This is a genomic window from Acidobacteriota bacterium (assembly GCA_030949985.1).
In the GTDB taxonomy this organism is placed as follows: Bacteria; Acidobacteriota; Polarisedimenticolia; order J045; family J045; genus JALTMS01.
This window is the reverse complement of record JAUZRX010000023.1, coordinates 165,084-190,420: the sequence shown is the minus strand read 5'-3', so window position 1 is coordinate 190,420 and position 25,337 is coordinate 165,084. Positions and strand designations below refer to the sequence as shown.

Genomic DNA, 25,337 nt, shown 5'->3' with positions numbered 1-25,337 from the left:
GGGTCAGCCCAGCTTGTTGTAGGCGGCCTGGAGGCGGGACTTGGTGCGCGCGGCGGCGTTGTCGTGGATCACGCCGGCCTTGGCGGTGCGGTCCACCAGGCCGAGGGTGGAGGCCAGCAGGGATCCGGCCCGGTCTTTCTCTCCGGCTTCCACGGCGGCGCGATAGGTCTTCAGCGCGGAACGCAGACGCGAGCGCCACCAACGGTTGCGAAGGCGCCGAGCTTCGTTTCTCCTGGCCTGCTTGGCCGCCGACTTGTGATTCGCCATCTTCTTCCATCCTTGCGACTTACGGGCACACCACCACAGAGCGCAGACAAGGGCCCCGCGCGGAGAGCCGGTATTGTGGGTCAAGCGGCCGGGGCTGTCAAGCCGCCGGCGAGGTCAATCGTCGAGGATCCCCTTGCGCCGGAAGTACTCCCGGGCGATGCGGGCCTCGTCGGAGTCGGGCCAGGTGGCGATGACGGTCTCCAGCGTCTCGACACCCTCCACCCGCCGCCGGGCCTCGAACTGGGCGATACCCTTCTTGAGCCAGGCCCGGGCCAGCTTGTCGCTCTCGGGATAGGCCGTGATCAGGTGCTCGAAGGCCTTGACCGCGTCGGGGTAGCGGTGGAGCGCCACCAGGCACTCGCCGATCCAGTACTGGCAGTCATCGGCCAGGGGGCCGGCCGGATCGGCCCGGAGGGCGCCCTCGAAGCCGGCCAGGGCCAACTCGTAGCGGCCCCGGGAGTAGTCCGCGTAGGCCCCGTGGAAGAGGTCTTCGGGGGCGATCGCGGCGGTCGACTCTTCGGGGGCGGGCGTCGCGGTCTCGGCCCGGGGCTCGGTCGCGGCTCCCGGGGGCGCGGCAGGAGCTTCGGCGCCGGGCCGGGCCCCGTCGGCGGAGGGGGGCAGCCAGGAGGGCGGGGGGGTGCGGCGCAGCAGGCGGACCTCGGCCAGGGTCTCGTCGAGACGCTTCTGGGTGGCCAGGAGCTGTTCTTCGATCACCTGGAGCCGGTGCTGGAGTTCGCCGATCCGGGTGACGGCTTCCGCGCACAGGGGGCGCTCTTCGCCCTGCCCTGCGGGCTGCTTGAGTTGTTCGATTTCACCGAGGATGCGGGCCGAGTCTTTCTGCAGTTTGAAGAGCTGATCGCGGATCTCTCCGGCGTCGGCGGTGGTCGCTCCTCCGGGGACGGGAGGGACACAGGCTCCGAGGGCGAGGGCCAGGAGCAGGATGCCGGCGACACGGGGGACGCTCATCGGAGGGGCTCCGCGCGGAACTCGGCGCGCCGGTTGCGGGCCCAGGCCGCCTCGTCGTGGCCGGGGTCGGCCGGGCGCTCCTCGCCGTAGCTGAGGGTCTCGATGCGTGCCGCGTCGAGGCCGAGGCGGATCATGTGCTCGCGGATGGCCCGTGCCCGCCGGGCGCCGAGCTCGAGGTTGTATTCGATGGTGCCGCGCTCGTCGCAATGACCCTCGACCACGACCCGCAGGTCCGGGTGCAGGGTCAGCCAGCGCACGTTGGCCTCGATGGTCCGGAGGGAGACGTCCGAGAGGGAGGAACTGTCGAAGGCGAAGAAGACCGGCTGCAGGACCTGGCGGGCTTCCGCCACTTCCTCGTCGAGGCTCTGGACGGCTTCGTCCATGCCCTGCTGAACCAGTTCCGGTTCGGCGAAGCCCTCGCCGGCCAGCTTCTCTTCCCCGGCGGCCGCGTCGGCGCCGGCGGAAGCCGGCGTGCCCCACTCCGGGGCGCCCTCGGCACCGGGGCCGTCGGAGGGCGACGGAGTGTCCACCACGGGTGTGGTCGAGGGGCGTGGACATCCCACCATGACAAGGGCCAGCAGGGCCACGACCATGACCCCGCCCCGCATCCTGCGCTCTGAAAGCATCTGTCCTCCTTGGGGAGCGATCGGGAATCGCGCCCGGACCGCCCTATTTTGGCCGCCTCGCCACGGGATGCAATCGTCTACTTGCGGAGAGGGCTCCAATCCGGGGTGAAAGACTCCCGGCCCCGGGTCAGCCGCCGCAAATCGCTGCCGTCGTCGCGGATGGTGTAGATCGAGTACATTCCCGTCCGATCGGAGGCGAAGACCAGGTGGCGTCCGTCCGGCGCCCAGCGGGGGTTCTCCTTGTTGCCGGGGCCGGAGGTGATCACCGTCTCGCGGGCCGAAGCCAGGTCGTGGATCACGATCTCGAATCTCCCGGCGATGCGGCTGACGAAGGCCAGGCGACTGCCGTCCGGGGACCAGGCGGCCGATTCGTTGTAGCGGCCCTCCCAGGTCAGACGCCGCTGGTTGCTGCCGTCGGCCTGCATCAGGTAGATCTGCGGGGTTCCCGAACGGTCGGAGGTGAAGGCGATCTCACGGCCGGACGGGGACCAGCACGGGGCGGTGTCGATGGCGGAGTTGCGGGTCAGCCGGGTTTCCCTGCCGGTCTCCAGGTCGTAGAGGTAGATCTCCGTGTTGCCGTCCCGGTCCGAGGAAAAAACCAGTTGGCGTCCGTCGGGAGAAAAGTCGGGAGCCGCGTTGAGGTCGCCGCCCTTGGGATGGAGCGTGGTCACCTCGCCCTTTTCGGAGAGGAGGTAGATCGATGGCTTGCGGCCCAGGTACGAAAGAAAGGTCAGCCGGCGGGCATCGGCGGACCACGACGGGGAGAGGTTGATCGCCCCGGTGGTGGTCAGGCGGCGGACCCGGGCGCCGTCGTAGTCCATCAGGTAGACCTCCTTGCCCTCTCCATGGCGGGAGACGAAGGCGATCTTGGTGCTCGCCAGCCCCGGTTGGCCGGTCAGGGCCGTCACCACCGCGTCCGAGGCCGCGTGGGCCAGCCGGCGCAGATCGTCGGGCAGAAGGCCGCCCCACTGGCGGTGGAGGAGCTTCTCACCGCCGCCGGTCTCCAGCAGTCGAACCTCGAACACCGCCCGCCCTTCCCGCTGGCGCAGGGTGCTGCTGAGCAGGTAGGCGGCGCCAACCTCCTTCCAGGCCGCCGCGTCGTCGAGACGGGTGGCGGGAATGCGCCCTTCTCCCCGGGGGTCGAGCAGGCCGAACCAGCCGGAGAAATCCAGGTCGTCCCTGAGCACCTGGCCCATTTCCGCGGCGTCGGCGGCGCGGGCTCCACCGGTCACCGTGGTGGGAGGAACCGCGATGGAGATCTTCGCGGCGGCGCGGCCGGAGATCACTCCGGTCAGCTCGCCGGGATCACCCTGGGCCAGCATCCAGGGCGGGAGAAACCAGAGCAGGCCGACGACGATCCATCCAGGAAGGGGGCGGGGCATGTGGCGCAGTGGGGGCATCGTGGGTCTCCCGGTCACGGTCCGGAGGGAATCAACTCGAAGACGAAGCGGGCGGAGAGGGACTCTCTCTCGTAGCTGCGGGGCAGGGGCGGCAAGCGGCCGAGGGAGCGAACCGCGCGGAGGGCGGAGAAATCGAGGGGGGCGTAGCCGCTGGGCACGTGGACGCGCGCGCCGCTGACGGTTCCGCTGCGGTCGATGGTAAAGGCGATGACCACCCGCCGGGGTGCCGAGGTGGACGGCAGCACGGGGCGGTCGCGCCAGGCCTCGCCCAGGCGGGCGGTGATCAATCCCACGTACCAGTCCGCGGTGAAGGGCTCGTCGGTCTCCAGGCCGGCGACACCACCGGGGATCGGCGTGCCGTCCGTCGGTCCGGGGGGCGGCGTCTCCGGCGCGGGCTCGGGGCTCGGCGGGGGGGGCGTTTCCTTCTCCACCGGCAAGGTCTCCGGCTGGGCGGTGACGCCCCGGGGTTTTTTCACCACCGTCCGGGGCGCGTCGGCCTGGCGCCGCCGGGGGGCCTTCCGGGGTGGGGTTCTGGGCTTGGGGACGGGGCGGGCAGCCCGGGTCGCCGCCGCCGGCCTGGCGGCCCGGGGCTTGGCCGGGGTCGCGGGCCGGGCGGCGGCCAGGCGCACCACCATCGCCGGGGGAGGCGGTCCGGTCAGGCCCTGGCGGGACCCGGCGACGAAGACCGCTGTGATCAGCAGCAGGTGGGCCGCGAGGGAGATCCCGACGGAGCCGGCCTCCATCGGCGAGGGCAGCAGGATTCGCAGGCGAACCCTCATCGGCGACCGGCGGCGCTTCCTCGAGAGGGATTGGCGGCCGGCGGGCCCACGATCGGCTCGGTGACCATCGAGACCCGGGAGATGCCCGCCGTGCGCAGAGCGTCCATCGCGGCGAGCACGCGTCCGTAGGCCACGGCCGCATCCGCCTCGAGGAAGACGGCGGCGTTCGGGCGGTCACCGCCCCGCCGGCGGACTTCCTCGATCAGCAGGTCGTCCACCACCGGAGAGCCCGCCACGTAGTATTGGCCGGCCCGGTCGATCTGGATCGTCACCCGCTCTTCTTCGATGGCTTCGGCGGAGACGGCCTGGGGCAGGCTGATGTCGATACCGCGGGTCAGCATGGGCGCCGAGACCATGAAGATGATCAGCAGCACCAGCATCACGTCCACCAGCGGGGTGACATTGATTTCGGCCAGTGCGGTTCGGGGGCCCGATCGGCCGGGGCCGGCCATCATTCAGCCCACCCGCCGCCGCCGCTTCTGCAGCAGATGGGTGAAGTCGTACTGGAACTCCTCCATCTCGATGCCGAGTACGCGGACCTGGCGGAGAAAGTAGTTGTAGGCCACGGCGGCGGGGACGGCGGCGACCAGTCCCGCGGCGGTGGCGATCAGGGCCTCGGCGATGCCTGGAGCGTAGGTTTCGAGACTCGCCGCCCCGGTCATGCCGATACTCTGGAACGAACTCATGATGCCCCACACCGTGCCGAACAGGCCGACGAACGGGGCGGTGCTCGCGGTGGTGGCCAGGAAGGTCAGTGAACGCTCCATGTCGCGAGTGTTGGCCGCGGCCGTGCGGGCGATCATGCGCTCCACGTCGGCGATGGCTTCTTCGTCGAGGACCCTGCCGCCCCCCTGGGGAGACTCGAGGGAGAGCTGGCTGACTTCGTGGAAGGCGGCCTTGAACAGGGCCACGACGGGGGAATGGGGCCACTTCTCCGCGAGGTCCCGCAACTCCGCCAGGCGCGCGCCGCCGTGGAAGCGGCCGAGGAAGGAACGGGTTTCGCGGGCTGCGGCCCGGAAGACCCGCGCCCGGGCGACGATGATGCCCCAACTGGCGATCGAGGCCGCCAGCAGCAGCAGCAGGACGAACTTGGCCACGATGCCCGCGTCGAGTACCAGGTCGAGCACACTGGGACCCGCCTGGGCGAGGGGAAATGCACTCAGCACGTTGCCTCTCCACGAGCCGCAGGTGCCATCTTCGCGCTCATGGGGCGAAGCCACCCGGACCGTTCGGAAGCTAGCATGGCCGCCGGGAATCGGGCAAACCGGAACAGCCCCGGGCCGGCTCTCAGGGAGAGAAGGAACGGGCGGCTTCTTCTTCGGCGAAGACCTCGAGAATGCGTGCCAGGCGGGCGAAGAGTGGAATCGGCTCCCCCTTGCGGATCGCCCGGGCGAAGAGGGGCAGCCAGCGGGCGAGATGCTCCCCGACGAAGTGGCCCTGGGCGTCCAGGACCTGCTGGAGGGCCTGGCGGTCCTGGGTTTGACGGGCGGCCAGCTCGTGACGGCAGAGGTGCTCCATGAACTCGAACTCGGTGGTGATGAAGTCCACGGGCTCGTCCGCGCCGGAGGCGTCGAGGCCCTGCTCCCTGTAGCGCTCCTGGACCCATTCCGTCGAGGGGCCGAGCAGCTTGCCGTCGATGTACCACGAAGCGTAGGGCGGGGCCGGTACACCCTTGCGGGTGTTGACGAACAGTCGAACCTGTTCGTTGCGGGCCTTGGTCAGGTCGCGGATCGGAAACAGTTCGAGCAGGCTCTCGACCGCCTCGAGGGTCCCGGAGTAGGCCGTCATCCGGCGATCGAACTTGGACTGGCGATAGCGCTCCCCGGGGCTCTCCGCGTCGTCGTCCGTCGGTTCGGGAAGCTCGTGGAAGAGGGGACCCACGTTTTCGTAGACCCAGATGCGGATCCTCAGGTCGAATTCCAGGTCCGGCGGCAGCTCCGCCGCCGTTCGATCGTTCATGCCTGCTCCTTTGGGGACCCTGGCCGGCGGGATGCCGACCGGAGCCCGTGCCCGGGAAAGCTTCCATTGATAGCATGATCCCGGCCCCCGGTGAAACCCCGGGGCGGGAGGCCGGTCTTGGGCGTGGAAAACCTGCTCCTTTCCGCGGATCTGATTCTGCGCCATATCAGCGATGGCCTGGTTCTCGTCGACCTCGACGGCAAGATTCTCTACGCCAACGAGGCCTTCGGGCAAATGGTCGGCCGAAGCCGGCAGGCGTTGCCCGGGCTTCGCCTGGCCGACCTGTTTCCCCGGAGCGAGGTCCGGCAGGTGACTCCCCGGAATCTCCTGCCCCTGGGCGACGAGCCCGTCGCGCACTTCAACGTGGGCCTCTCCCGGCCCGACGGTGGCCAGGGCTCGTATTGCTTTACCGCCTGCCCGGTGCGGGACGACCAGGGCCGGCTGGTGGCTCTGCTCGAGAATTTCCGCGGCATGGACCGCTTGCGCGACGTGATCCTGGGCCTGCGAGAGGTCAACGCCGCCGTCGAATCCGAGCGCAGGCGGACCGAGCAGATCGTCAACTCCATCGGCGACGGGATCTTTACCGTCGACGAAGAGCGCAACATTCTCTCCTTCTCGCGCAAGATGGAAGAGATCACGGGCATTCCGCGGGAGGCCGCCGTGGGCCGGCCCTGCCGGGAAGTTCTGCGTGGCACCAAGTGCGAGAGCGACTGTCCCCTGACCTGGTCGATCGAGCACGGCCGGGTGGTCGATGGCTGCCGGGAGGTGTTGCGGGTCGGTGGACGCGATCTTCCGGTGGCGATCACCACGGCCTTTCTTCTCGACGACGAGGGGGGGCGGGTCGGCCTGACCGGTGTCGTCAGCGATCGCAGCGAAGTGGAGCGTTTGCACCGCGAACTGGAAGAACGCTATTCGTTCCGCAAGATCATCGGGCGCTCGCGGGCGATGCAGGAACTCTTCCAGGTGGTGGAGGCCGTCTCCGGGACGGATGCCACCGTGCTGATCAGCGGAGAGTCGGGCACGGGCAAGGAACTGGTGGCCCGGGCCATTCACTACGGTTCCTCCCGGCGCCAGGCCCCCTTCGTGGTGATCAACTGTGCGGCGCTCAGCGAGACCCTGCTCGAGAGCGAACTCTTCGGTCATGTGCAGGGCGCCTTCACGGGGGCGGTGCGGGACAAGGTCGGTCGCTTCGAGATGGCGGAAGGGGGGACGGTCTTCCTCGATGAGATCGGCGACACCTCGCCGGCCATGCAGGCCAAGCTTTTGCGGGTCCTCCAGGAGAAGACCTTCGAGCGGGTTGGTGACGCCCGCACCCGGAAGGCGGATGTGCGGGTTCTGGCGGCGACTCACCGGGATCTGCGGGAACGGGTCGCCGCCGGGTGCTTCCGGGAAGATCTCTACTACCGGCTGGCCGTGGTGCCGATCCGGGTCCCGCCGCTCCGGGAGCGGCGGGACGATATTCCCCTGCTGGTCGATCACTTCATCGCGAAGTACGCCCCGCGTTACCTGGGTGAACGCTCCCGGGCGTTTCGCGGCATCTCGAACCGTGCGCTGGCGATGCTGCTGGAGTATCCCTGGCCGGGGAACGTGCGTGAACTCGAGCACGCTATCGAATACGCGTTGATCTCCGCTCGGGAGGATCGTATCGAGCGGGCCTTTCTGCCCGCCGTGATCCGCGGCGTCGGTGGTCCTCGAAGAGCGGGGGGCGGGGTGGCCTCGGGCCCGGGGAACGGCGCGGCGGCCCTGGTGGAGGCTCTCGAGCGCAATCGGTGGAACGTGGGCCGCACCGCTCGTGAACTGGGCATTTCCCGCACCACCCTGTGGCGCCGGATGAAGCGCTACGGGGTCCGGCGTTACGACCCGGGCTGTGAAATGTGATGTTTCAGACTTACTGAACGGTTTGTTTCCCGGCTCGCCGGGGCCTCCGCCCGGGACCCGTGCCAGAATATCAAGTTTTTTGTTTTCAGTAGCTTCTAGGTTATCGTGCCGGTTCTCCTGATTGGCATGGCCCTTGCTCTCAAGCTGGCCCGCCCCAAGACGGGGCCGTGGGCCCGAAGGCCCAAGGAGAGCCACCATGAAGACCAAGCCCTTTGTCGTGGGAGTCCTTTTCCTGGCCTCCCTCGCCCTGGCGACCACCACTGCCTGGGCCGGCAAGCGCCCCAATCCCTATCGCGGCAAATCGGTCTACAAGGCCACCTGCAAGCTCTGCCACGTGGAGGGCGGCGAGGCGAAGAACCTCGCGCCCCTGAGCAAGACCCAGGCCCAGTGGGAACGCTTCTTCAAGAACTCCAAGAAGATCGGCGCCTGTGTCGAGCGGGTGGAGCAGAAAAGCGGGACCAAGCTCAGTGAAGAGGACCTGAGGAACATGTCGTTCTTCCTGGTTTCCCATGCCGCCGATTCGGACCAGCCAGAGACCTGCGGAGAGTAGCCCGGCAGAAGTAAGGAGGGAGGCAAGCATGAAACGAAGCGTATCTCTGCTGCTCGCACTGGCCCTGCCATGGGGCTTCGGCCCGAGTCTCGCCGCCGAAGACGGGACGGCCCGCAAGATCGAGGAACTGGAAAAGCAGATTCAGCAGCTCAAGGAGTTGATCGAGGACGAGGAAATCCCGGCGCGCCTGGACCAGGTGGAGCGGAAGAGCGCCATGGATCGCCTGCTCTTCACGGGCGAACTGCGCATCGCCGCCGATTCCATCGACGGCACTCAGCCGGCCTATTACAACGGCATGATGCTGCAGAAGGGGCTGGTGGATACCCTGTTCTACACCCAGACCAGCCCCTACGGATCGCCGGTCTACGACCCGGCCTGGGATCCCGCCGATCCCCAGTCGATCTACCAACTGCTCGAACAGAATGTCGCCGCCAACTATGGCGAGTATCTCTACTTCACCAGCCGCCTGGGTTTCGATGACCTCAAGCAGGCGGTGGGCGGTTTTCCGCCCGACGAGGTCGCCGCGCTGATGGAGCTTCTGACTCCGGGGACCTACGTCCCGGCTCGGGACTACACCAATGACATCATGTACACCACCCGCCTGCGGATGAACATGCAGGCCGAAATCAGCCCGAATCTCAAGTTCCACGGCCGGCTGACCATGTACAAGGTCTGGGGTGACAGCACCGGGGTGCAGGTCTTCAACGGCCAGCCCAACACGATGAACGTGGATGGCACCACCGTCGGGGTTCCGGGAAGCGACCTGGTGCACGTGGACCGGGCCTTCTTCTCCTGGAACCACATCGGGGGCACCGGGTTCTATCTTTCCCTGGGCAGGCGGCCTTCCACGGCGGGCCCGCCGCTGGAAATTCGAGAGGGCCGGCTGCGGGGTGGCACACCGACCGGCCACGTGGTGGATTACCAGTTCGACGGGGCTACCCTCGGCTGGGTGGTCGGCAACAAGTGGAACAGCGTTCTGCGCTTCTGCTACGGCGTGGGTTACGAGAGCGGTTTCGGCAACGGTGAGCAACTCCAGGCCCCGGCCGACAGGCTCAAGGATGTCAACCTCGGTGGACTCAACATCGACGTGTTCAGCTCGCCGCGGATGTTCGTCCAGGCCACGGCGTTTCGGGCGTTCGACGTCACCGACGGTTTCAACGCCCTGATCGTCATGCCGGTCGATCCGGTCACCGGCAACCCGGCTCCCGGTCCGGCCGTGATGCGCATGACTCCCAGTGCCAACCTGGGTGATCTGGATCTGCTGGCCCTGCTCGTCGAGCGCCACGACGGCCCCGTGCACTGGTTCGTTTCCATGGCCAGCGTCTCTTCCGATCCGAAGAACGTCACGACGCCCTTCGGTGGTCTTTTCAGCGACCCCTTCGAGACGCCGCAAAGTCATAGCGGTTCGTCGGTCTATGCCGGTTTCCGCTGGGATCTGCCCAACGGTTCGACCCAGCTCGGTGTGGAGTACAACCACGGTTCCAAGTACTGGTTCAACTTCACCCACGCCGCGGACGACATCGTGCTTTCCAAGCTGGCCACCCGCGGCGATGTCTGGGAGTTCTACTGGAACCAGGAGCTGGCAAGCCGGGCCCGGCTGCGATTGTCGGTGCTCGACTACAAGTACGACTATTCCGGCTCCGGCTGGCACGTGGGCGCTCCGAAGGATCTTTCGGCCACGCCGATACTGGGTTTTCCCACGTACGACGATGTGCTCAACGTCCGGCTGGCGCTGACCATCAAATACTAGCGGCGTCGGGGAGGCGGCGGCTGCCGCCTCCCCGCCTGAATGCCGGGTCCGTGAAAAATGGGAGGCGAGATGTCATCGAGTCCGCGAATGCCTGTCGGAAGGGGGCCCCATCCCCGGCGGCGCCGGGAGACGTTGACGCTGGATCGGCGGGGTTTCCTGGGCGTCTTCGGCGCCGGGATTCTCGGGACCACGCTCTACGGCTGCGCCGGGCGTCAGCGGCTGCTCGAAGTCGCCGATCCGGCGTCGGAGAGCGTCTCTCCGGCCGCGGTTCGGCAGGTGGCCAGCATCTGCGGCAATTGTGTCAACAAGTGCGGCTTCATCGCGCGGGTCGAGGGAGAGCGCGTCGTCAAGCTCGAGCCGAATCCGCACTTCCCGAAGTCGCGCAACATGCTCTGCGCCAAGGGGAATGCCGGGGTGAAGGTGGTCCACGATCCGGACCGGCTCAAGCATCCGTTGATCCGCACCGGGCCGCGGGGTTCGGGCCAGTGGCGCAAGGCCGGGTGGGACGAGGCGCTGGATTTCACCGCCCGGAGGATGATGGAGATCAAGGAGAAGTATGGTCCCCACGGGATGCTCTTCAGTTCCACCGAGGGCTTCCAGGAACGCTTCTTCCGCACCTTCGGCGCGGCCTGGGGTTCGCCGAACGTGGTCCGGCATCCGAGTCTCTGCCTGGCCTCGGGCAACGTGGCCTTTTTCGCCACCTTCGGCACGGTTCCCGAGTACGACCTCGAGCACTGCGAGTATGTGATCGTCTCGGGGGCCAATCGGGCCGAGGCCTTCATCACTCCCGACACCATCGACATGATGACTCGAGCGCGCCGGGGCCAGATGCGACTGGTCTACCTCGACCCCCGGTTCAGCGTGACCGCGGCCCGGGCCGGCACATGGCTGCCGATCCGGCCCGGCACCGACATGGCTTTCTACCTGGCCATGCTGCACGTGCTGATCGACGAGAAGCTCTACGACGCGGCATTCGTCGCGGCCTACACCCACGGTTTCGACGAGCTGGTGGAGCATGTCAAGCCCTTCACGCCTGCATGGGCGGAGCGGGAAACCGAGATTCCCGCGGGTGAGATTCGCCGCATCACGCGGGAATTCGCCGCCGCGGCGCCGCGGGCCGTGGTCTATCGAGGTCGTCGCTCCTCGTGGTACGGCAACGATACCCACATGCGCCAGGCGATGGCGCTGGTCAATGCCCTGGTCGGCAACTGGGACCGTGAGGGCGGCGTGGTGCCCAAGGAGTCCATCGCGCTGGGCAAGCCCGAAATCCCCGAGTTGCCCTGGCCCGACGAGGAGCGGGTCGACGGTATCGAAGAGCGACACCCCCTGGCCCGAATCGAGGACGGTGTCTACGTGGATTTGCGCGAGCAGGTGCTCGCCGGCCAGCCCTACCCGGTCAAGGGGTGGATGATCTACAAGCAGAACCCGCTGCATGCGCTGCCGGATCGGGCCAGGACCCGCAAGATGCTCGAGCAGATGGAATTCGTGGCGGTGATCGACATCGTGCCCAGCGACACGGCCTGGATGGCCGACGTGATCCTGCCCGAGTCGACCTATCTCGAACGTACCGATCCCGTCGAGGGCTTTCACCAGCCCTATGCCTTCCTGGCCTGGCGCCGGCAGGTGGTCCGGCCCCGGTTCGCGACCCGCTCCTGCCTCGAAATCATGCAAGGCCTGGCGGGAAGGCTGGGCATCGAGAAGTACTTCGACTACGACATCGACGAGTACGTCTCGATCCAGCTCGCCAAGCCGGGGCTGAGTCGGGAGGTCTTCGACGAGACGGGCGTCTGGAGCGACCGCAGCGCGAGAAGTTACGGCAAGACCCTGTCCCCGGACTATCGCTTCCGCACGCCGAGCGGGAAGATCGAGCTGGCCAACGAGCGTTTCCGCCGCCGGGGCTACGCCCCCCTGCCGGTCTACGTTCCGCCGGCACAGCCACCGGAGGGGCATTTCCGGCTCCTCCCGGCCAAGCAGTCCTACTTCACCCACGCGGCGAACCAGAACAACCTCTGGCTCCACGAGCTGTGTCCGGAAAACGCCTTGTGGATCAACGCGAAGGTGGCCGGACGTCGGGGTATCGCCGAGGGCGACGAGGTGCTGGTCAAGAGTTCCGTCGGCCAGGTGCGGGTCAAGGCCCACGTGACCGAGGGGATTCGTGAAGACTGCGTCCACCTGCCCCATGGTTTCGGTCAGCGTTCTGCCGGTTTGCACCAGGCCGTGGGGAAGGGAGCCTCGGATCAGGACCTGATCGCCTCGGCCACCGATGCGATCACGGGGAACGCGGCGCTGCACGAGACTTTCGTCACCGTCGAGAAGGCCTGAGAGAGGAGCAGGGACCATGGCGAAAACGCAATACGGTATGGTGATCGACGCCCGCTCCTGCCTGGACTGCAAGGCCTGCGTGGTCGCCTGCAAGGCGGAAAACGGTGTTCCCCCGGGAGCGAGCCGGGATTGGGTCCATCACACCCTGGAGGGTGTGTTCCCCGAGTTGCGGGCCGTGATCGAGCCCGGCCAGTGCAACCATTGCAGCGAGGCTCCCTGTGTCGATGTCTGCCCCACCGGTGCGAGCCATTTCGCCGAGGGGGGCATGGTTCAGATCACGCGGGAAGAGTGCATCGGCTGCCAGCTCTGCATGGAGGCCTGTCCCTACGGGGCGCGCTACTACGACGAACAGGCCGAGAAGGTCGACAAGTGCTCCTTCTGCCGGCACCGGGTCGAGCAGGGGCTCGAGCCGGCCTGCGTGGTGACCTGCCCGACCAAGGTCCGGGTCTTCGGCGACCTGAACGACCCCTCCAGCGCGGCGGCCAGGCTGCTGGCGACCCGCAGGACGGTGGTCCCCAAGCCCGAGGCGCAGACCCGGCCCAACAACCACTACATCGTCGACTGAGCGGGGTCCATGCCGGCGGGCGGTGGGTTCGGAGAGGGGCCGGGGGGGGGCGACCGGGCCCGTTTACTCCGCCGAGGCGAGGCCCGCCATGGGCGGGGCGGGGCGGGCCACCTGCCGTAGCCGCCGGGCCGCGTCGACGGGGGTCAGCCCGTCGAGTTCGAGGCGGGGCAGGTCCGGCGGAATGGGACGGCGGTGGTCTTCACCGGTGACCAGGGCGACGATCGGGACCTGCCGCCGCTGAATGGCCATCCGCGGGCCGGGGCCGGCGTCGAAGCAGTAGGCGTCCACCAGGCAGAGATCGCAGCCGTGGGTCAGGGCCTTTTCGGCCTCTGTCAGGTCGCGGACCCAGGAGAGGCGGAAACACGCGTCCCGCGCCTCCGCCAGCAGATCGAGAGTGCGTTCGAAGAGGTGCTGGCGGGGCGTAACGAGAACCAGGCTGAGGGTCGTGGGTTCCACGAGGCTCCCCCTGAAGCTGGACGCCGCCCGGATGGGCTCTTCCTCGGTCATTCTAACCGAATCGGCCGGGGGTGTGGGGGGGCGCGGTGCTTTCGCTTGATGTTTGCCTGCAAGCTGCTAGACGGGGGGCAACGTGCTGCCGGGCGCGGGCCGGGCCAGGCCCAGGATGATGCGCCACTGGGCGGGGGTCACCGGCATCACCGACAGACGCTGGCCCCGACGCAGCAGCAACATCTCCTCGAGGCCGGGGGTCGCGCGCAGTTCCGCCAGGGGGATCAGGCGGTCGAAGCGGCAGGTCAGTTCCAGGTCCACCATCAGCCACCGCGGGTCTTCGGGCCGGGATCGGGGATCGTAGGCCGGGGAGGCGGGGTCGAACTGAGTCGGGTCGGGGTAGGCCTCGCGGACGACCCGGGCGCAGCCGGCGACCCCGGGAGGCTGCACAGCCGAGTGGTAGAACAGCACTTGGTCTCCCAGCCGCATGCCGTCGCGCATGAAATTGCGCGCCTGGTAGTTACGTACGCCGTCCCAGCAGGCTCGGCGACCCGCCTCGGCGGCCAGGTCGTCGATGGAGTACTTGGCCGGTTCGGACTTGACAAGCCAGTAATGTCGGGCGCGAGCCACGCTTTCCTCCCTTTCCGGCGGCGGACGCCGCCGACGCCAGGGCGCATACTACCGCGCGGAGACGATCATGCAGGAGGAACAGCCTTGAGCCAGTGGCCCGCACCCCGGTACGAACATTGCCTGGTCACGGGAGCTTCCGCGGGGATCGGGGAGGCCTTCGCCCGGGCTCTGGCTCCCCGCGCCCGGCGCTTGACGATCACCGCCCGGCGGGGCGATCGGTTGCGCCGGCTGGCCGAAGCGCTCGAGGCGCGAGGCCCGGTGCGCGTGGCCACCATAGACTGCGATCTGCTCGCTCCGGACGGCGTGGAGAGATTGATCGGACGGGTCGAAGGGGAGGTCGACCTGCTGGTGAACAACGCCGGTTTCGGTCGCTTCGGGCCGATCGAGCGCTTCCCCTGGAACGACTACGAGCAGATGATCCAACTCAACGTGACGGCCATGGCGGGGTTGACCTACGCCCTGTGGCCCGACCTGGGCCGGGTGCCGGGGAGGGGGGTGATCCACGTGGCGAGTGTCGCCGGTTTCCAGCCCTTGCCCCACTTCGCCGTCTACGCCGCCACCAAGGCTTTCGTTCGGAGCTGGTCGCTGGCGCTCTCGGCCGAGGGCCGCGAGAACGGAACCCGGGTGCTGTGCCTGAGCCCCGGTCCGGTGGCCACCGAGTTCGGTGAACATGCCCGCATGAGCTTCGACTACCCCAAGCCCTTCATGGCGGTCGAGCGCGTGGTGGGAGCCGCGCTCGGGGCCTACGCCAGGGGACGGCGGGAGGTGGTTCCCGGTCTGGTGAACAAGGTCCTGACCTGGGGGCCGAGAGTGCTTCCCGTGGGCCTCCAGCTGGCGTTGGCGCGACGTCTCCTGTCCTCCTCCGGCGGCTAGCAGCCCGTTGAAAAGCTCCTTCGCGCGGGGGGCGCGGCTTCATCCGCCCGGGGGGGCGTCGAAGAGGGAAGGGTGGTGGGGGGCGATCGGCGCCGTCAGACCCGGGTGGTCGGGGCCGGCCCGGTTGACTTCCGGCGATACCCGGTAGAACTCCAGGGGCGGCGGATCCTCCCGGCAGATCCTGTCGACGAGGGCCTGCGGATCGCTCCGGGGGTTGATCCAGGCGTTGAGGCGGGAGGTCGGGAGGATCAGCGGCATCCGGTGATGAAGGCGGCGGAGGGGGCCGGCGGCCGGTCGGGTGAGCAGGGCGAAGCTGCCGCCGGACCCCGGTCGGTCGGCCCAGATGGCGGCGAAGCAGAGGGAGGTGCCCGGCCGGGGCGGATGGATCCACCAGGGCTGGCGCCGACCCCGGCGGCCACTCCATTCGTAGAAGCCGTCGGCGGGGACCAGGGCCCGCCGACGGGCCAAGGCCTGCCGGAAAGCCGGGAGCCGGGCCACCGTCTCGGCCCGGGCCTGGTGCAGGATTCGCGGGCGTTCCCCGCCGGCGGGCCATCCCCAGCGCAGGTGCGCGAAGGCGGGTCCGGTTTCCTCCCAGAGAATCACGGCGGCCGTTTCCGTCGGGGCCAGGTTGTAGCGCGGGGCGAGGTGGGCCGGGGGGTCGAGGCCCAGCAACCGGGCCAGCAACCGGGCGGAAGAGGACTGGACGAAGCGGCCGCACACGAGAGTGTTCCCTCCGGGGCGGGGCGCGTCGGCGAGGCGACGCCGCCGGCAGGTCGCCCCGCGGGATTCCTGAACCTTTCGAGCTGCCGAGGCCGACGTCGCATGCTGGAGGCCTGCGGGCAGAGGCCAACGCCGGGACGCGACCGAACCCGGGCTCCGCCCGACCCTCGGTATCGCGTCCGGGCGGGTCCGGCCAGCGCGCGCTGGCGACGTTGCGGCCGCGGGGCTCATGAATCTCGCCGGTTAGAATACGCGATCCGGGAGTCCCAGACGGGAGTTCCAGAGGAGAAACGTACGCGATGGCGAAGAAGAAGCTGAAATCGGCCTACGAACTGGCCCTCGAACGCCTGGGAGCCGGGGGCGACGAGGGAGCCCGCCTGAGCCGGGCCCAGAAGGAAGAGATCCAGCGCATCCGCAGGCAGGCTGCGGCCCGCCGTGACGAGGTGCGTTTCCAGGGACAGCGGGAACTGGCCGAACTGGGCAAGGACGGCGACGCCGAGGTCCTCGAGCGGCGCAGCCGCGAACTGGAGGAAGAACTGGCGCGGATCACGGCGGAAGAGGAAGAACAGGTCAGGGCGGTGCGGCGAACGCCGGGGTAGCCGGGCGCTAAATGATGCCCTCCGGGCGTTTGACGGGGCAGGGCAGTTGCATTACTGTTTAGTTTGTCACTGACCTACCGTTTCCTTTGCGTAACAGCACCGGAAGGCCGGCCAGGCTGCGGAGATTGGCTCGAGATCAGGCGAGACTGCCCCTTGTCCCTGCCCCCAAGCGCGACGCGGCGCGGCTGGCGCCTCCGCGTGCGGGCTGCTGAGGACCGGAGGCGGGGCCGCGATCCGCGATCGGCAGGTGCACGCCGGGGGCTGGGAGGGCCGCGAAGATGCATCGGCCGATGATCACCATCGATGGTAACGAGGCTGCCGCACGAATCGCTCACAAGGTCAACGAAGTCATCGCCATCTATCCCATCACGCCGTCTTCGGGCATGGGTGAGCTGGCCGACGAGTTTTCGGCCCGTGGGCAGACGAATATCTGGGGCACCATTCCCCACGTCATGGAAATGCAGAGCGAGGGTGGGGCGAGCGGCGCGGTGCACGGAGCCCTGCAGACCGGAGCGCTGACCACCACCTTCACGGCCTCCCAGGGTCTGCTGCTGATGATCCCCAACATGTTCAAGATCGCCGGCGAGTTGACCTCGACGGTCTTCCATGTCTCGGCGCGCAGCGTGGCGACTCACGCGCTGTCGATCTTCGGCGACCACAGCGACGTGATGGCGGCCCGCACCACGGGCTTCGCGCTCCTCGCTTCGGGCTCGGTGCAGGAAGTGCAGGATTTCGCGCTGATCGCCACGGCGGCGACCCTCGAGGCGCGGGTGCCGTTCGTGCATTTCTTTGACGGGTTCCGCACTTCCCACGAGGTCAACAAGATCACCGCCCTCGGCGATGACGAGATCCAGGCGATGATTCCCGAAGACAAGGTCATCGCGCACCGCCGGCGCGGCCTCGATCCGGATCGTCCCTGCGTGCGGGGGACGGCCCAGAATCCGGACGTCTTCTTCCAGGCCCGTGAAGCGGTCAACCCCTTCTACCAGGCTTGTCCCGGCATCGTGCAGAAGACGATGGACCGCTTCGCCGAAGTGACCGGGCGCTCCTACCACCTTTTCGATTACTACGGGGCACCGGACGCCGAGCGGGTGATCATCCTGATGGGAAGTGGAGCCCAGGCGGCGGAAGAGACCGCCGAGTCCCTCGCCTCCAGCGGTGAGAAAGTCGGGGTCGTGGCGGTCCGGCTCTACCGGCCCTTTGCGTCCTCGGCCCTTCTCGCGGCCCTGCCGGCCACGACCAGGATCATCGCCACCCTCGACCGGACCAAGGAACCGGGCGCCGTCGGCGAACCCCTCTACCAGGACGTGGCGACCACGATTCTCGAGGCGGCGGGCCGGGGCGAGCTGCCCTTCGAAACCCAGCCGCTGGTGATCGGCGGCCGCTACGGGTTGAGTTCCAAGGAGTTCACCCCGCAGATGATCAAGGGCGTCTTCGACGAGATGAGCGCGGAACGCCCGAAAAACCACTTCACCGTGGGTATCGTCGACGATGTGACCCACAACAGCATCGAGGTCGACGAGGCGTTCGAGATTCCGCGGGGGAAGATGGTTCAGGCCCTGTTCTACGGCCTTGGCTCCGACGGTACGGTGGGGGCCAACAAGAACTCCGTGAAAATCATCGGCGAGGGTACGGACAACTTCGCCCAGGGGTACTTCGTCTACGACTCGAAGAAGGCCGGGGCGGTCACCGTCTCCCACCTGCGCTTCGGGTCTGAGCCGATCCGCTCGACCTACCTGCTCGAGAAGGCCGACTTCATCGGTTGTCACCAGTGGGTTTTCCTCGAGCGCTTCGACTTGCTGGACAAGGCCCGCAAGGGGGCGACGTTCCTGCTCAACAGCCCCTATTCGCCCGAGGAAACCTGGTCCCACCTGCAGCGCATCCACCAGAAGCGGATCCTCGACAAGCAGCTCAAGGTCTACGTGATCGATGCCTACAGGGTGGCCGAAGAAGCCGGCATGGGGGCGCGGATCAACACCATCATGCAGACCTGCTTCTTCGCCATTTCCGGCGTGCTGCCCCGCGGGCAGGCGATCGCCAAGATCAAGGACGCGATTCGCAAGACCTATGGCAAGAAGGGCGAGGCCATCGTCGACAAGAACTTCCGTGCGGTGGACATGGCGCTGGCCAACATGCACGAAATGAAAATTCCCGGCGAAGTCACCAGCCAGCTTGAAATGCCCCCGGTCGTGCCGGATCACGCGCCGGAATTCGTCCGGAAGGTCACGGCCGAAATCATCGCGGGACGGGGAGACCGGTTGCCGGTCAGCGCGATGCCGGTGGACGGGACCTTCCCCGCGGGGACTTCCCGGTACGAAAAGCGGAACATCGCCTTGGCGATTCCCGTCTGGGATCCGGATGTCTGCACCCAGTGCGGCAAGTGTTCCCTGATCTGTCCCCACGCGGCGATCCGGCAGAAGATCTACGACCCCGCCCTGCTGGAGAAAGCGCCTGCGACTTTCAAGGCGGCCGACTATCGGGGTAAGGACTTCGAGGGCGTCCGTTTCACGATCCAGGTCGCTCCGGAAGACTGCACGGGCTGCGCCCTGTGTGTGCACGTCTGCCCGGCGAAAAACCGTGCCGAACCGCGCCTCAAGGCGATCAACATGGAGCCGCAGCCCCCCCTGCGCGAGCAGGAAGCGGCCAATTTCGAGTTCTTCCTCGGACTGCCGGAGGTCGACCGCCGCGCGGTGAAGGCCAACACCGTCAAGGGCTCCCAGTTGTTGCAGCCCCTGTTCGAGTATTCGGGCGCCTGTTCGGGTTGCGGTGAGACGCCCTACGTCAAGCTCCTCTCGCAACTTTTCGGTGACCGGGCGATCATCGCCAACGCCACCGGCTGCTCGTCGATCTACGGCGGCAACCTGCCGACCACGCCCTGGACCGTCAACCGGGACGGGCGCGGGCCCGCCTGGTCCAACTCCCTGTTCGAAGACAATGCCGAGTTCGGCCTGGGCTTCCGCCTGACCTTGGACAAGCAGAACGAGTTCGCCCGGGAACTGGTGCGCCGGCTCGCGTCGGAAATCGGCACCGACCTGGCCGACGCGATTCTCGAGGCGGACCAGTCCAGCGAGGCGGGTATCGTGGCCCAGCGGGAGCGGGTCGAGGCGATGACGGCTCGACTGCGGCGGCTGGACAGCGACCTGGCCCGCCGCCTGCTCAGCGTGGCCCATGCCTTGATGCACCGTAGCATCTGGATCGTCGGCGGAGACGGCTGGGCCTACGACATCGGCTACGGGGGGCTGGACCACGTTCTCGCCTCGGGGCGCGACGTGAACGTCCTGGTGCTCGATACCGAGGTCTACTCCAACACGGGCGGGCAGATGTCCAAGGCCACGCCCCTCGGCGCGATCGCCAAGTTCGCCGCGGCGGGTAAGCCGATGGGCAAGAAGGACCTGGGGATGATGGGTATCGCCTACTCGAACGTCTACGTCGCGCAGGTGGCCATGGGTGCCAACGACACGCAGACGGTCAAGGCGTTCCTGGAGGCGGAGTCCTATGCCGGTCCCTCGCTGATCCTGGCCTACTCGCACTGCATCGCCCACGGCATCAACATGGGCACCGCGACGGACAGCCACAAGCGGGCGGTGAAGAGCGGACACTGGCCGCTCTACCGCTTCGACCCGCGCCGGACGCAGCAGGGACTCAACCCGCTGCAACTCGATTCCCGCAAGCCGACGATGCCGATCGCGGAGTACATGGGGGCGGAGTCCCGCTTCAAGATGTTGCAGAAGATCGATCCCGAGCGCTCTCGCCGTCTGACGATGTCGGCGCAGAAGGAGGTCGAACAGCGCTGGGCCCGCTACGAGTACCTGGCCGGGCGGGAGTTCGAGTCGGTGAAGGTGGAGAAATAGCGCGGCTCTCGCGCCCCCCAGAGCAGGGAGACACGTCATGGATCTGACCACGCAATACATGGGTCTCGAGTTGCGCAGCCCCCTCGTACCCTCCTCGTCGCCACTGACCCGGCAGCTCGACTCGCTGCGCGCTCTCGAAGACATGGGTGCCGGTGCCGTCGTTCTCTATTCGCTCTTCGAAGAGCAGATCGAATTCGAGGGCCTGGAACTCGATCACTACCTGGAGTACGGCAGCGAGAGCACGGCGGAAGCCATTTCCTACTACCCGGCGCCCGGTGATTTCGCGCGCGGACCCGAGGCATACCTCGATCTGATCCGCCGGGCCAAGGAGGCGATGGAGATCCCCGTCATCGCCTCGCTCAACGGGGCTTCTCCCGGCGGCTGGACGGAATACGCCCGGAAGATCGAGCAGGCCGGGGCCGACGCCCTGGAGCTGAACATCTACTTCCTGCCCACCGATCCGCAGCAGCCGCTGGGGGAAGTCGAAGACACCTATGTCGACCTGACCCGGGAAGTCGTCGGAGCCGTGGGCCTCCCGGTGGCGGTGAAGATGCATCCGTTCCTGACATCCGTGCCGATCATGGCGCGCCGCCTGACGGACGCCGGCGCCCGGGGGCTGTCGCTCTTCAACCGCTTCTACGAACCCGACATCGATCCCGAACAGCTCGAGGTGATCACCGACCTTCAGCTCAGCACGCCGGACGACGCCCGGCTGCCCCTGCGCTGGATCGGGATTCTCCATGGCCGGATCGGGGCCGATCTGGCGGCCACCGGCGGCGTTCACTCGGGGCGTGACGCCGTCAAGATGCTGATGGCCGGCGCCCGGGTGGTGCACCTGTGTTCGGCGTTGCTCAAGCAGGGAGTGCCGCATCTCCGGCGCATCGAGAGTGATCTCGGCGCCTGGCTCGAGGAGAACGAGTATGGCTCGGTCAGGGAGTTGATCGGCACGATGAGCCAGAAGTGCTGCCCGGATCCCTCCGCCTTCGAGCGGGCCAACTACATCAAGGTGCTCCATAGCTTCCACTAGCAGGCGGACCGCCCTCCCCGGCCCTCAGGCTGCGCCTGTGGCGCGGGCTGAGGGCCGGGATCGTCTTCCCGCCTCCGCGGGGGACGCGGCGGGTTTCCCCCTCGTGGCCTGGGCCGGCCGCCGGAGACTCGTTTGCCGGCGCGGCGGAGGCTCTCGGAGCGGGCTGCTAGAATCAGCGGCGGGAGGACGATGTGCGCGTCTACTTCGTGATCGGAGCCTTGTTGGCGGCCACGGCGATTCTGGCGGGGGCTTTCGGGGCCCACGCGTTGCGGGACCAACTGGGGGAAGAATCCCTCGCCGTGTGGCACACGGCCGTGCGCTACCACTTCTGGCATGCCCTGGCCCTGGTGAGTCTCTCCCTGCTTGTCGGGCCCCGGGCGGGCCGCTGGCCCCTCGGCCTTTTCGTGGTGGGGGTCGTGCTGTTCAGCGGCTCGCTCTACGCACTGGCGTTGGGGGGCGGAAGCTGGCTGGGACCGTTGACCCCCCTGGGCGGACTGTGCCTGGTGGGAGGGTGGATCACGTTGGCTTTCCGGGGATGGGAGGGACGGCGGGAAGGACCTGTTGTCGCTTCCCGCGACGAGTGCTAAGTTCCGGTTTTCCTTTGATTTGTCAGAAAACGACGAGCGGGAGACACGCGCATCATGCTGCGGCAGCTACGGATCGAGAATCTGGTTCTCGCAAGGGATGTGCTGCTCGACTTTGCGCCGGGATTGAACCTGATCACGGGCGAGACCGGGGCGGGCAAATCCCTGATCACAGGAGCGTTGGCCCTGGCCTGCGGCGCCCGGGGCGAGGCGGCCCTCGTCCGGCAGGGCACCCGTCGCGCCGTGGTCGAGGCTCTCTTCGATCTTTCGCGGCGCCCTGACCTGGTGGAGAAACTCCATCGCTCCGGCTATTCGGCTTCCGGGGACGAAATGCTGATCCGCCGGGAGATCGGCAGCGACGGGCGTTCGAAGGCGCTGCTCGGGGGCAGCCCGGTGACCGTCGCCCTGTTGCGGGAGATCACCGGAGATCTGGTGGAGGTTCACGGTCAGCACGAACCCCAGGCCCTCTTCCAGCCGGAGACCCAGCGCGATCTGCTCGATCGGGCGGGCGACCACGACCGGTTGCTGACAGACGTGCGCCGCACGGCGGCCCTCGTCCGGGAGTTGGACGCGCGACTGAGCGATTTGCGCGAGCGCGCCAGGGCTCGGGAAAGCCGGATCGAGATCCTCCAGTTCCGGCTGGCGGAGTTCGACCGGGTACGGCCCGAAGCCGGCGACGAGGAGCGCTTGCGGGTCGAGCGGGAGCGGCTGCGTCACGCCGAGGAGATCGGCACGGCCATCCAGGCCGCCATCGAGGCCATCTACGAGGGGGACGAGGCCGCTCACGACCGGATCCACGCGGCCGCCCGGCGGATTCGAGCCCAGGGCAGCCGGGACGAAGAGTTCATCGAGCTGGCGGAACGGCTCGACGACGTGCGGGCCCAGATCGCGGAGATCACCGGCGACCTGAGGGCCCAGGCCGAGGCGCTGGCGCCCGACCCGGCGCGTCTCGAGCAGGTCGAAGAGCGGCTGCACGCGCTCGAGCGGCTGCGGCGACGCTTCGACGGGGCTCCCACCGAGGACATCATCGCCAGCGCCGAAGCCATGCGGCGGGAACTGGAGGAACTCTCCGGCCAGGATGAAGAAGCGGCCGTGCTGGCGGCCGATCTCGACTCGCAGCTCGAAGCCTACGCCCGCGCGGCGGACAAGCTGCACCAGGCCCGGGTCCGGTCGGCCGAAAGGCTGGCCCGCTCGGTGGGCGAGCTTTTGGCGGGTCTGGCGATGGAAAAGGCCCGGGTCCGCATCGAGGTGGAATACGAGCCCCCACGACCGGGCCAGGCGTCCGAGGCCCTTCCCGCCGGACGGGACAAGGTCGAGTTCCTGCTGCAGGCCAATCCGGGCGAGCCGGCGCGGCCGCTGCGCAAGGTGGCTTCCGGTGGCGAACTCAGCCGCGTGATGCTGGCCCTCGATATCGCCCTCGAAGGCAGGCTGGCCCGCCGGACGCTGCTCTTCGACGAGGTGGACCAGGGGCTCGGCGGGGAAGCCGCGGATCGACTGGCGTCCTTTCTCCAAAGGGTGGCCGAGTCCCACCAGGTGATCTCCATCACCCACCTGCCCCAGGTGGCCGCGTGCGCCGCACGGCACATCCACGTGTCCAAGAAGGTACGCGCGGGGCGCACGGTCGCGGTGGTCCGCAGCCTGGAAGACGAAGAAGACCGCGTCGAGGAACTGGCGCGGATGATCGGTGGCAAGATGGTGACCGACACTGCGCGCCGTCACGCGGAGGCCATGCTGGCCAGCGCCACCTCGTTCAAGGAGACTCCATGACCCGCCCCGCGATCTGCGCCGTCTACCCCGGCAGCTTCGATCCCGTCACCCTTGGACACCTGGACATCGTCCGCCGGGCGTGTCGGCTCTACGGGGGGTTGACCATCGCGGTGTTGCGCAACACGCGGAAGAAGCCCGCCTTTTCGGCGGAGCAGCGCCGGGCGATGTTCGAGGCGGTGATCACGGACGAGGGACTCGAGGGTGTGGAGGTCGTCCACTTCGAGGGGTTGCTCTGCGACTTCGCCCGGAAGATCGGGGCGCGGGTCGTGATACGCGGTCTGCGGGCGATCAGTGATTTCGAATACGAACTGCAGATGGCCCAGATGAACCGCCGCCTGGCGCCGGGCCTGGAGACGGTCTTTCTCACCCCGGGGGAGGAGGTCTCCTTCATCTCCTCCGGGCTGGTCCGCGAAATCGCCCAGCTGGGCGGGGACGTGAGCAGCCTGGTCCACCCGCGCGTCGCCGCCGAACTGGCCCGGCGCTACGTCGCCGAGAAAGGCTGAACCGATGATTCGGAGGATGGCTTCGAGATTGTCCCTGGTGGGAACGTCACCGACCATCGCGGTGAAGATGGAAGCCGACCGGCTGCGCCGGGAGGGGGTGGAGGTGGTGGACTTCGGGCCGGGAGAGCCGGACCTGCCTTCTCCGGACGCCGTCAAGCAGGCGGGCATCCTGGCCATCGAGGAAGACTTCACTCACTACACGGCGGCCGGCGGTATACACGCCCTGCGGGAGGCTTTGGCCCGGCACTACAGCGAGGTGGGGGGGCGGCCGGTCGATCCCGCCGAGGTTCTGGTGGGTGTGGGAGGCAAATCGCTGCTCTTCGCCGCCATGATGGCCCTGCTCAACCCCGGGGACGAGGCCGTGATCTTCAGCCCGTACTGGGTTTCCTTTCCCGAGCAGGTGCGTCTGGCCGGGGGGGTGCCGGTCTTCGCCTCCCTTTCCGCCGGCGACGGCTTTACGATCCGCGCCGCCGCCCTCGAGAAGGCGCTGACGCCCGCCACGCGGATGGTGATCGTCAATTCTCCCTGCAATCCCTCCGGGAGCGTGATCCCCAGGCAGGAGGCGGCGGCGATCGCGGAACTGGTCGTCGAGCACGACCTGTGGCTGGTTTCCGACGAGACCTACGAGAGCTTCGTCTACGATCCGGCCGATGCCTTTTCCTTCCTCTCCCTGCGAGAGGAGTTGGCTTCGCGCCTGGTCTTCGTCTCGGCGTTCTCGAAGACCTGGGCCATGACGGGCTGGCGCATCGGCTACGCCGTCGCCGATCCGGAAGTGATCCGGGCCCTGCTGACCGTACAGAGTCACGATACGACCCATCCGTCGTCGATCTCCCAGCGGGCCGCTCTGGCCGCCCTCGAGAAGGCCGCGGCGGCTCCCCGGCAGACCCTGGAGGTTTACCGTCGCCGCCGCCGCCGCCTGGTCGACGGGCTGGCCCGGGTACCGGGAGTCGTCTGTCCCGAGCCGAAGGGCGCGTTCTACGCCTACCCGGACGTGCGCGGCCTGATCGCGGCGCGGGGCCTGGAATCCTCCGCGGCCCTCGCCCGGGCGCTGATCCAGGAGGAGGCCGTGGCCACGGTCCCCGGCGAAGCCTTTGGCACGCCCGGCCACCTGCGCCTGTCCTACGCGGCGGCCGAGGCGGTGATCGATGAAGGGCTGATCCGCCTGGCGCGTTTCGCCGGAGCCTAACAGCCCGCTGCCAGGGCCCATGTTCGCGCGAGGGACTCCGATCCCGGCGTCGCGGGCGCCGGCCGCGACAGATGGGGGGGTACGCTCG

The 25,337-nt window shown here is 68.1% G+C and carries 24 protein-coding genes; 13 read left to right on the top strand and 11 right to left on the bottom strand.

Going from position 1 to position 25,337, the window contains the following annotated elements; translation table 11 throughout:
• Window positions 1-3: 3 nt before the first annotated feature.
• From rpsT to Q9Q40_06555, 8 genes are all read right to left on the bottom strand, one after another.
• Window positions 4-267 carry a 30S ribosomal protein S20 gene (gene rpsT, locus Q9Q40_06590; GenBank protein MDQ7006883.1) on the bottom strand — a complete coding sequence of 88 codons (264 nt, stop codon included), beginning with the start codon at window positions 265-267 and terminating at the stop codon, window positions 4-6.
• A gap of 114 nt (window positions 268-381) precedes the next feature.
• The gene (locus Q9Q40_06585; GenBank protein ID MDQ7006882.1) at window positions 382-1,233 is read right to left on the bottom strand and encodes a tetratricopeptide repeat protein; all 852 of its coding nucleotides are present in this window, start codon (window positions 1,231-1,233) and stop codon (window positions 382-384) included.
• Window positions 1,230-1,859, bottom strand: a complete 630-nt coding sequence (locus Q9Q40_06580; protein ID MDQ7006881.1) for an OmpA family protein — start codon at window positions 1,857-1,859, stop codon at window positions 1,230-1,232. Before Q9Q40_06580 ends, Q9Q40_06585 begins: the two co-directional genes overlap by 4 nt.
• A gap of 77 nt (window positions 1,860-1,936) precedes the next feature.
• Window positions 1,937-3,259, bottom strand: coding sequence for a Tol-Pal system beta propeller repeat protein TolB (gene tolB, locus Q9Q40_06575; GenBank protein ID MDQ7006880.1), 1,323 nt, complete (start codon window positions 3,257-3,259; stop codon window positions 1,937-1,939).
• Window positions 3,260-3,273: 14 nt separating this feature from the next.
• Complete coding sequence (locus tag Q9Q40_06570) at window positions 3,274-4,038, bottom strand: TonB family protein (protein ID MDQ7006879.1); 765 nt, start codon at window positions 4,036-4,038, stop codon at window positions 3,274-3,276.
• The gene (locus tag Q9Q40_06565; GenBank protein ID MDQ7006878.1) at window positions 4,035-4,493 is read right to left on the bottom strand and encodes an ExbD/TolR family protein; all 459 of its coding nucleotides are present in this window, start codon (window positions 4,491-4,493) and stop codon (window positions 4,035-4,037) included. Before Q9Q40_06565 ends, Q9Q40_06570 begins: the two co-directional genes overlap by 4 nt.
• Entirely contained in the window at window positions 4,494-5,204 is a 711-nt protein-coding gene (locus Q9Q40_06560; GenBank protein MDQ7006877.1) for a MotA/TolQ/ExbB proton channel family protein, read from the bottom strand. It lies immediately after the preceding gene.
• 121 nt (window positions 5,205-5,325) lie between these two features.
• Entirely contained in the window at window positions 5,326-5,997 is a 672-nt protein-coding gene (locus Q9Q40_06555; GenBank protein MDQ7006876.1) for a molecular chaperone TorD family protein, read from the bottom strand.
• Window positions 5,998-6,120: 123 nt separating this feature from the next.
• Between Q9Q40_06555 and Q9Q40_06550 the strand changes: the two genes are divergently transcribed.
• From Q9Q40_06550 to Q9Q40_06530, 5 genes are all read left to right on the top strand, one after another.
• The gene (locus Q9Q40_06550) at window positions 6,121-7,875 is read left to right on the top strand and encodes a sigma 54-interacting transcriptional regulator (protein ID MDQ7006875.1); all 1,755 of its coding nucleotides are present in this window, start codon (window positions 6,121-6,123) and stop codon (window positions 7,873-7,875) included.
• Between the two features lie 196 nt (window positions 7,876-8,071).
• The gene (locus Q9Q40_06545; GenBank protein MDQ7006874.1) at window positions 8,072-8,425 is read left to right on the top strand and encodes a cytochrome c; all 354 of its coding nucleotides are present in this window, start codon (window positions 8,072-8,074) and stop codon (window positions 8,423-8,425) included.
• 28 nt (window positions 8,426-8,453) lie between these two features.
• Window positions 8,454-10,175: a DUF3373 family protein gene (locus Q9Q40_06540; GenBank protein MDQ7006873.1), complete on the top strand. Its 1,722-nt coding sequence runs from the start codon at window positions 8,454-8,456 to the stop codon at window positions 10,173-10,175.
• A gap of 87 nt (window positions 10,176-10,262) precedes the next feature.
• Entirely contained in the window at window positions 10,263-12,497 is a 2,235-nt protein-coding gene (locus Q9Q40_06535) for a molybdopterin-dependent oxidoreductase (GenBank protein MDQ7006872.1), read from the top strand.
• A 16-nt stretch (window positions 12,498-12,513) separates the two neighbouring features.
• Window positions 12,514-13,062: a 4Fe-4S dicluster domain-containing protein gene (locus Q9Q40_06530; GenBank protein ID MDQ7006871.1), complete on the top strand. Its 549-nt coding sequence runs from the start codon at window positions 12,514-12,516 to the stop codon at window positions 13,060-13,062.
• A 63-nt stretch (window positions 13,063-13,125) separates the two neighbouring features.
• On the opposite strand, the gene Q9Q40_06525 is transcribed toward Q9Q40_06530, so the two are convergent.
• Complete coding sequence (locus Q9Q40_06525) at window positions 13,126-13,518, bottom strand: hypothetical protein (GenBank protein MDQ7006870.1); 393 nt, start codon at window positions 13,516-13,518, stop codon at window positions 13,126-13,128.
• Window positions 13,519-13,635: 117 nt separating this feature from the next.
• Window positions 13,636-14,139 (bottom strand): EVE domain-containing protein, encoded by a 504-nt coding sequence (locus Q9Q40_06520; GenBank protein MDQ7006869.1) that lies wholly within the window; start codon window positions 14,137-14,139, stop codon window positions 13,636-13,638.
• 84 nt (window positions 14,140-14,223) lie between these two features.
• Here Q9Q40_06520 and Q9Q40_06515 point away from each other — a divergent pair, with 84 nt between their 5' ends.
• Window positions 14,224-15,012: an SDR family NAD(P)-dependent oxidoreductase gene (locus Q9Q40_06515; protein ID MDQ7006868.1), complete on the top strand. Its 789-nt coding sequence runs from the start codon at window positions 14,224-14,226 to the stop codon at window positions 15,010-15,012.
• 39 nt (window positions 15,013-15,051) lie between these two features.
• Here the strand turns inward: Q9Q40_06515 and Q9Q40_06510 are convergent, their stop codons facing one another.
• Entirely contained in the window at window positions 15,052-15,732 is a 681-nt protein-coding gene (locus tag Q9Q40_06510; GenBank protein MDQ7006867.1) for an SOS response-associated peptidase, read from the bottom strand.
• 299 nt (window positions 15,733-16,031) lie between these two features.
• Here Q9Q40_06510 and Q9Q40_06505 point away from each other — a divergent pair, with 299 nt between their 5' ends.
• From Q9Q40_06505 to Q9Q40_06475, 7 genes are all read left to right on the top strand, one after another.
• The gene (locus tag Q9Q40_06505; protein MDQ7006866.1) at window positions 16,032-16,331 is read left to right on the top strand and encodes a hypothetical protein; all 300 of its coding nucleotides are present in this window, start codon (window positions 16,032-16,034) and stop codon (window positions 16,329-16,331) included.
• Between the two features lie 278 nt (window positions 16,332-16,609).
• The gene (gene nifJ, locus Q9Q40_06500; protein ID MDQ7006865.1) at window positions 16,610-20,182 is read left to right on the top strand and encodes a pyruvate:ferredoxin (flavodoxin) oxidoreductase; all 3,573 of its coding nucleotides are present in this window, start codon (window positions 16,610-16,612) and stop codon (window positions 20,180-20,182) included.
• Between the two features lie 37 nt (window positions 20,183-20,219).
• A complete protein-coding gene (locus tag Q9Q40_06495) occupies window positions 20,220-21,209 on the top strand; it encodes a dihydroorotate dehydrogenase-like protein (GenBank protein ID MDQ7006864.1) in 990 nt (329 codons plus the stop codon).
• A gap of 191 nt (window positions 21,210-21,400) precedes the next feature.
• Entirely contained in the window at window positions 21,401-21,796 is a 396-nt protein-coding gene (locus Q9Q40_06490; GenBank protein ID MDQ7006863.1) for a DUF423 domain-containing protein, read from the top strand.
• Between the two features lie 54 nt (window positions 21,797-21,850).
• A complete protein-coding gene (recN, locus tag Q9Q40_06485) occupies window positions 21,851-23,560 on the top strand; it encodes a DNA repair protein RecN (GenBank protein ID MDQ7006862.1) in 1,710 nt (569 codons plus the stop codon).
• Window positions 23,557-24,063, top strand: a complete 507-nt coding sequence (gene coaD / locus Q9Q40_06480) for a pantetheine-phosphate adenylyltransferase (protein ID MDQ7006861.1) — start codon at window positions 23,557-23,559, stop codon at window positions 24,061-24,063. The genes recN and coaD overlap by 4 nt, the downstream gene beginning before the upstream one ends.
• Window positions 24,064-24,079: 16 nt before the next feature.
• Complete coding sequence (locus Q9Q40_06475) at window positions 24,080-25,249, top strand: pyridoxal phosphate-dependent aminotransferase (GenBank protein MDQ7006860.1); 1,170 nt, start codon at window positions 24,080-24,082, stop codon at window positions 25,247-25,249.
• Window positions 25,250-25,337: the final 88 nt, after the last annotated feature.

Bases quoted from the DNA above. Each gene is read 5' to 3' on its own strand.
- Q9Q40_06570 (MDQ7006879.1), bottom strand. From the start codon at position 4,038: ATGAGGGTTCGCCTGCGAATCCTGCTGCCCTCGCCGATGGAGGCCGGC.
- Q9Q40_06540 (MDQ7006873.1), top strand. From the start codon at position 8,454: ATGAAACGAAGCGTATCTCTGCTGCTCGCACTGGCCCTGCCATGGGGC.
- nifJ (MDQ7006865.1), top strand. From the start codon at position 16,610: ATGCATCGGCCGATGATCACCATCGATGGTAACGAGGCTGCCGCACGA.
- Q9Q40_06545 (MDQ7006874.1), top strand. From the start codon at position 8,072: ATGAAGACCAAGCCCTTTGTCGTGGGAGTCCTTTTCCTGGCCTCCCTC.
- tolB (MDQ7006880.1), bottom strand. From the start codon at position 3,259: ATGCCCCCACTGCGCCACATGCCCCGCCCCCTTCCTGGATGGATCGTC.
- Q9Q40_06535 (MDQ7006872.1), top strand. From the start codon at position 10,263: ATGCCTGTCGGAAGGGGGCCCCATCCCCGGCGGCGCCGGGAGACGTTG.
- Q9Q40_06475 (MDQ7006860.1), top strand. From the start codon at position 24,080: ATGGCTTCGAGATTGTCCCTGGTGGGAACGTCACCGACCATCGCGGTG.
- coaD (MDQ7006861.1), top strand. From the start codon at position 23,557: ATGACCCGCCCCGCGATCTGCGCCGTCTACCCCGGCAGCTTCGATCCC.
- recN (MDQ7006862.1), top strand. From the start codon at position 21,851: ATGCTGCGGCAGCTACGGATCGAGAATCTGGTTCTCGCAAGGGATGTG.
- rpsT (MDQ7006883.1), bottom strand. From the start codon at position 267: ATGGCGAATCACAAGTCGGCGGCCAAGCAGGCCAGGAGAAACGAAGCT.
- Q9Q40_06580 (MDQ7006881.1), bottom strand. From the start codon at position 1,859: ATGCTTTCAGAGCGCAGGATGCGGGGCGGGGTCATGGTCGTGGCCCTG.
- Q9Q40_06585 (MDQ7006882.1), bottom strand. From the start codon at position 1,233: ATGAGCGTCCCCCGTGTCGCCGGCATCCTGCTCCTGGCCCTCGCCCTC.
- Q9Q40_06565 (MDQ7006878.1), bottom strand. From the start codon at position 4,493: ATGATGGCCGGCCCCGGCCGATCGGGCCCCCGAACCGCACTGGCCGAA.
- Q9Q40_06530 (MDQ7006871.1), top strand. From the start codon at position 12,514: ATGGCGAAAACGCAATACGGTATGGTGATCGACGCCCGCTCCTGCCTG.
- Q9Q40_06495 (MDQ7006864.1), top strand. From the start codon at position 20,220: ATGGATCTGACCACGCAATACATGGGTCTCGAGTTGCGCAGCCCCCTC.
- Q9Q40_06555 (MDQ7006876.1), bottom strand. From the start codon at position 5,997: ATGAACGATCGAACGGCGGCGGAGCTGCCGCCGGACCTGGAATTCGAC.
- Q9Q40_06505 (MDQ7006866.1), top strand. From the start codon at position 16,032: ATGGCGAAGAAGAAGCTGAAATCGGCCTACGAACTGGCCCTCGAACGC.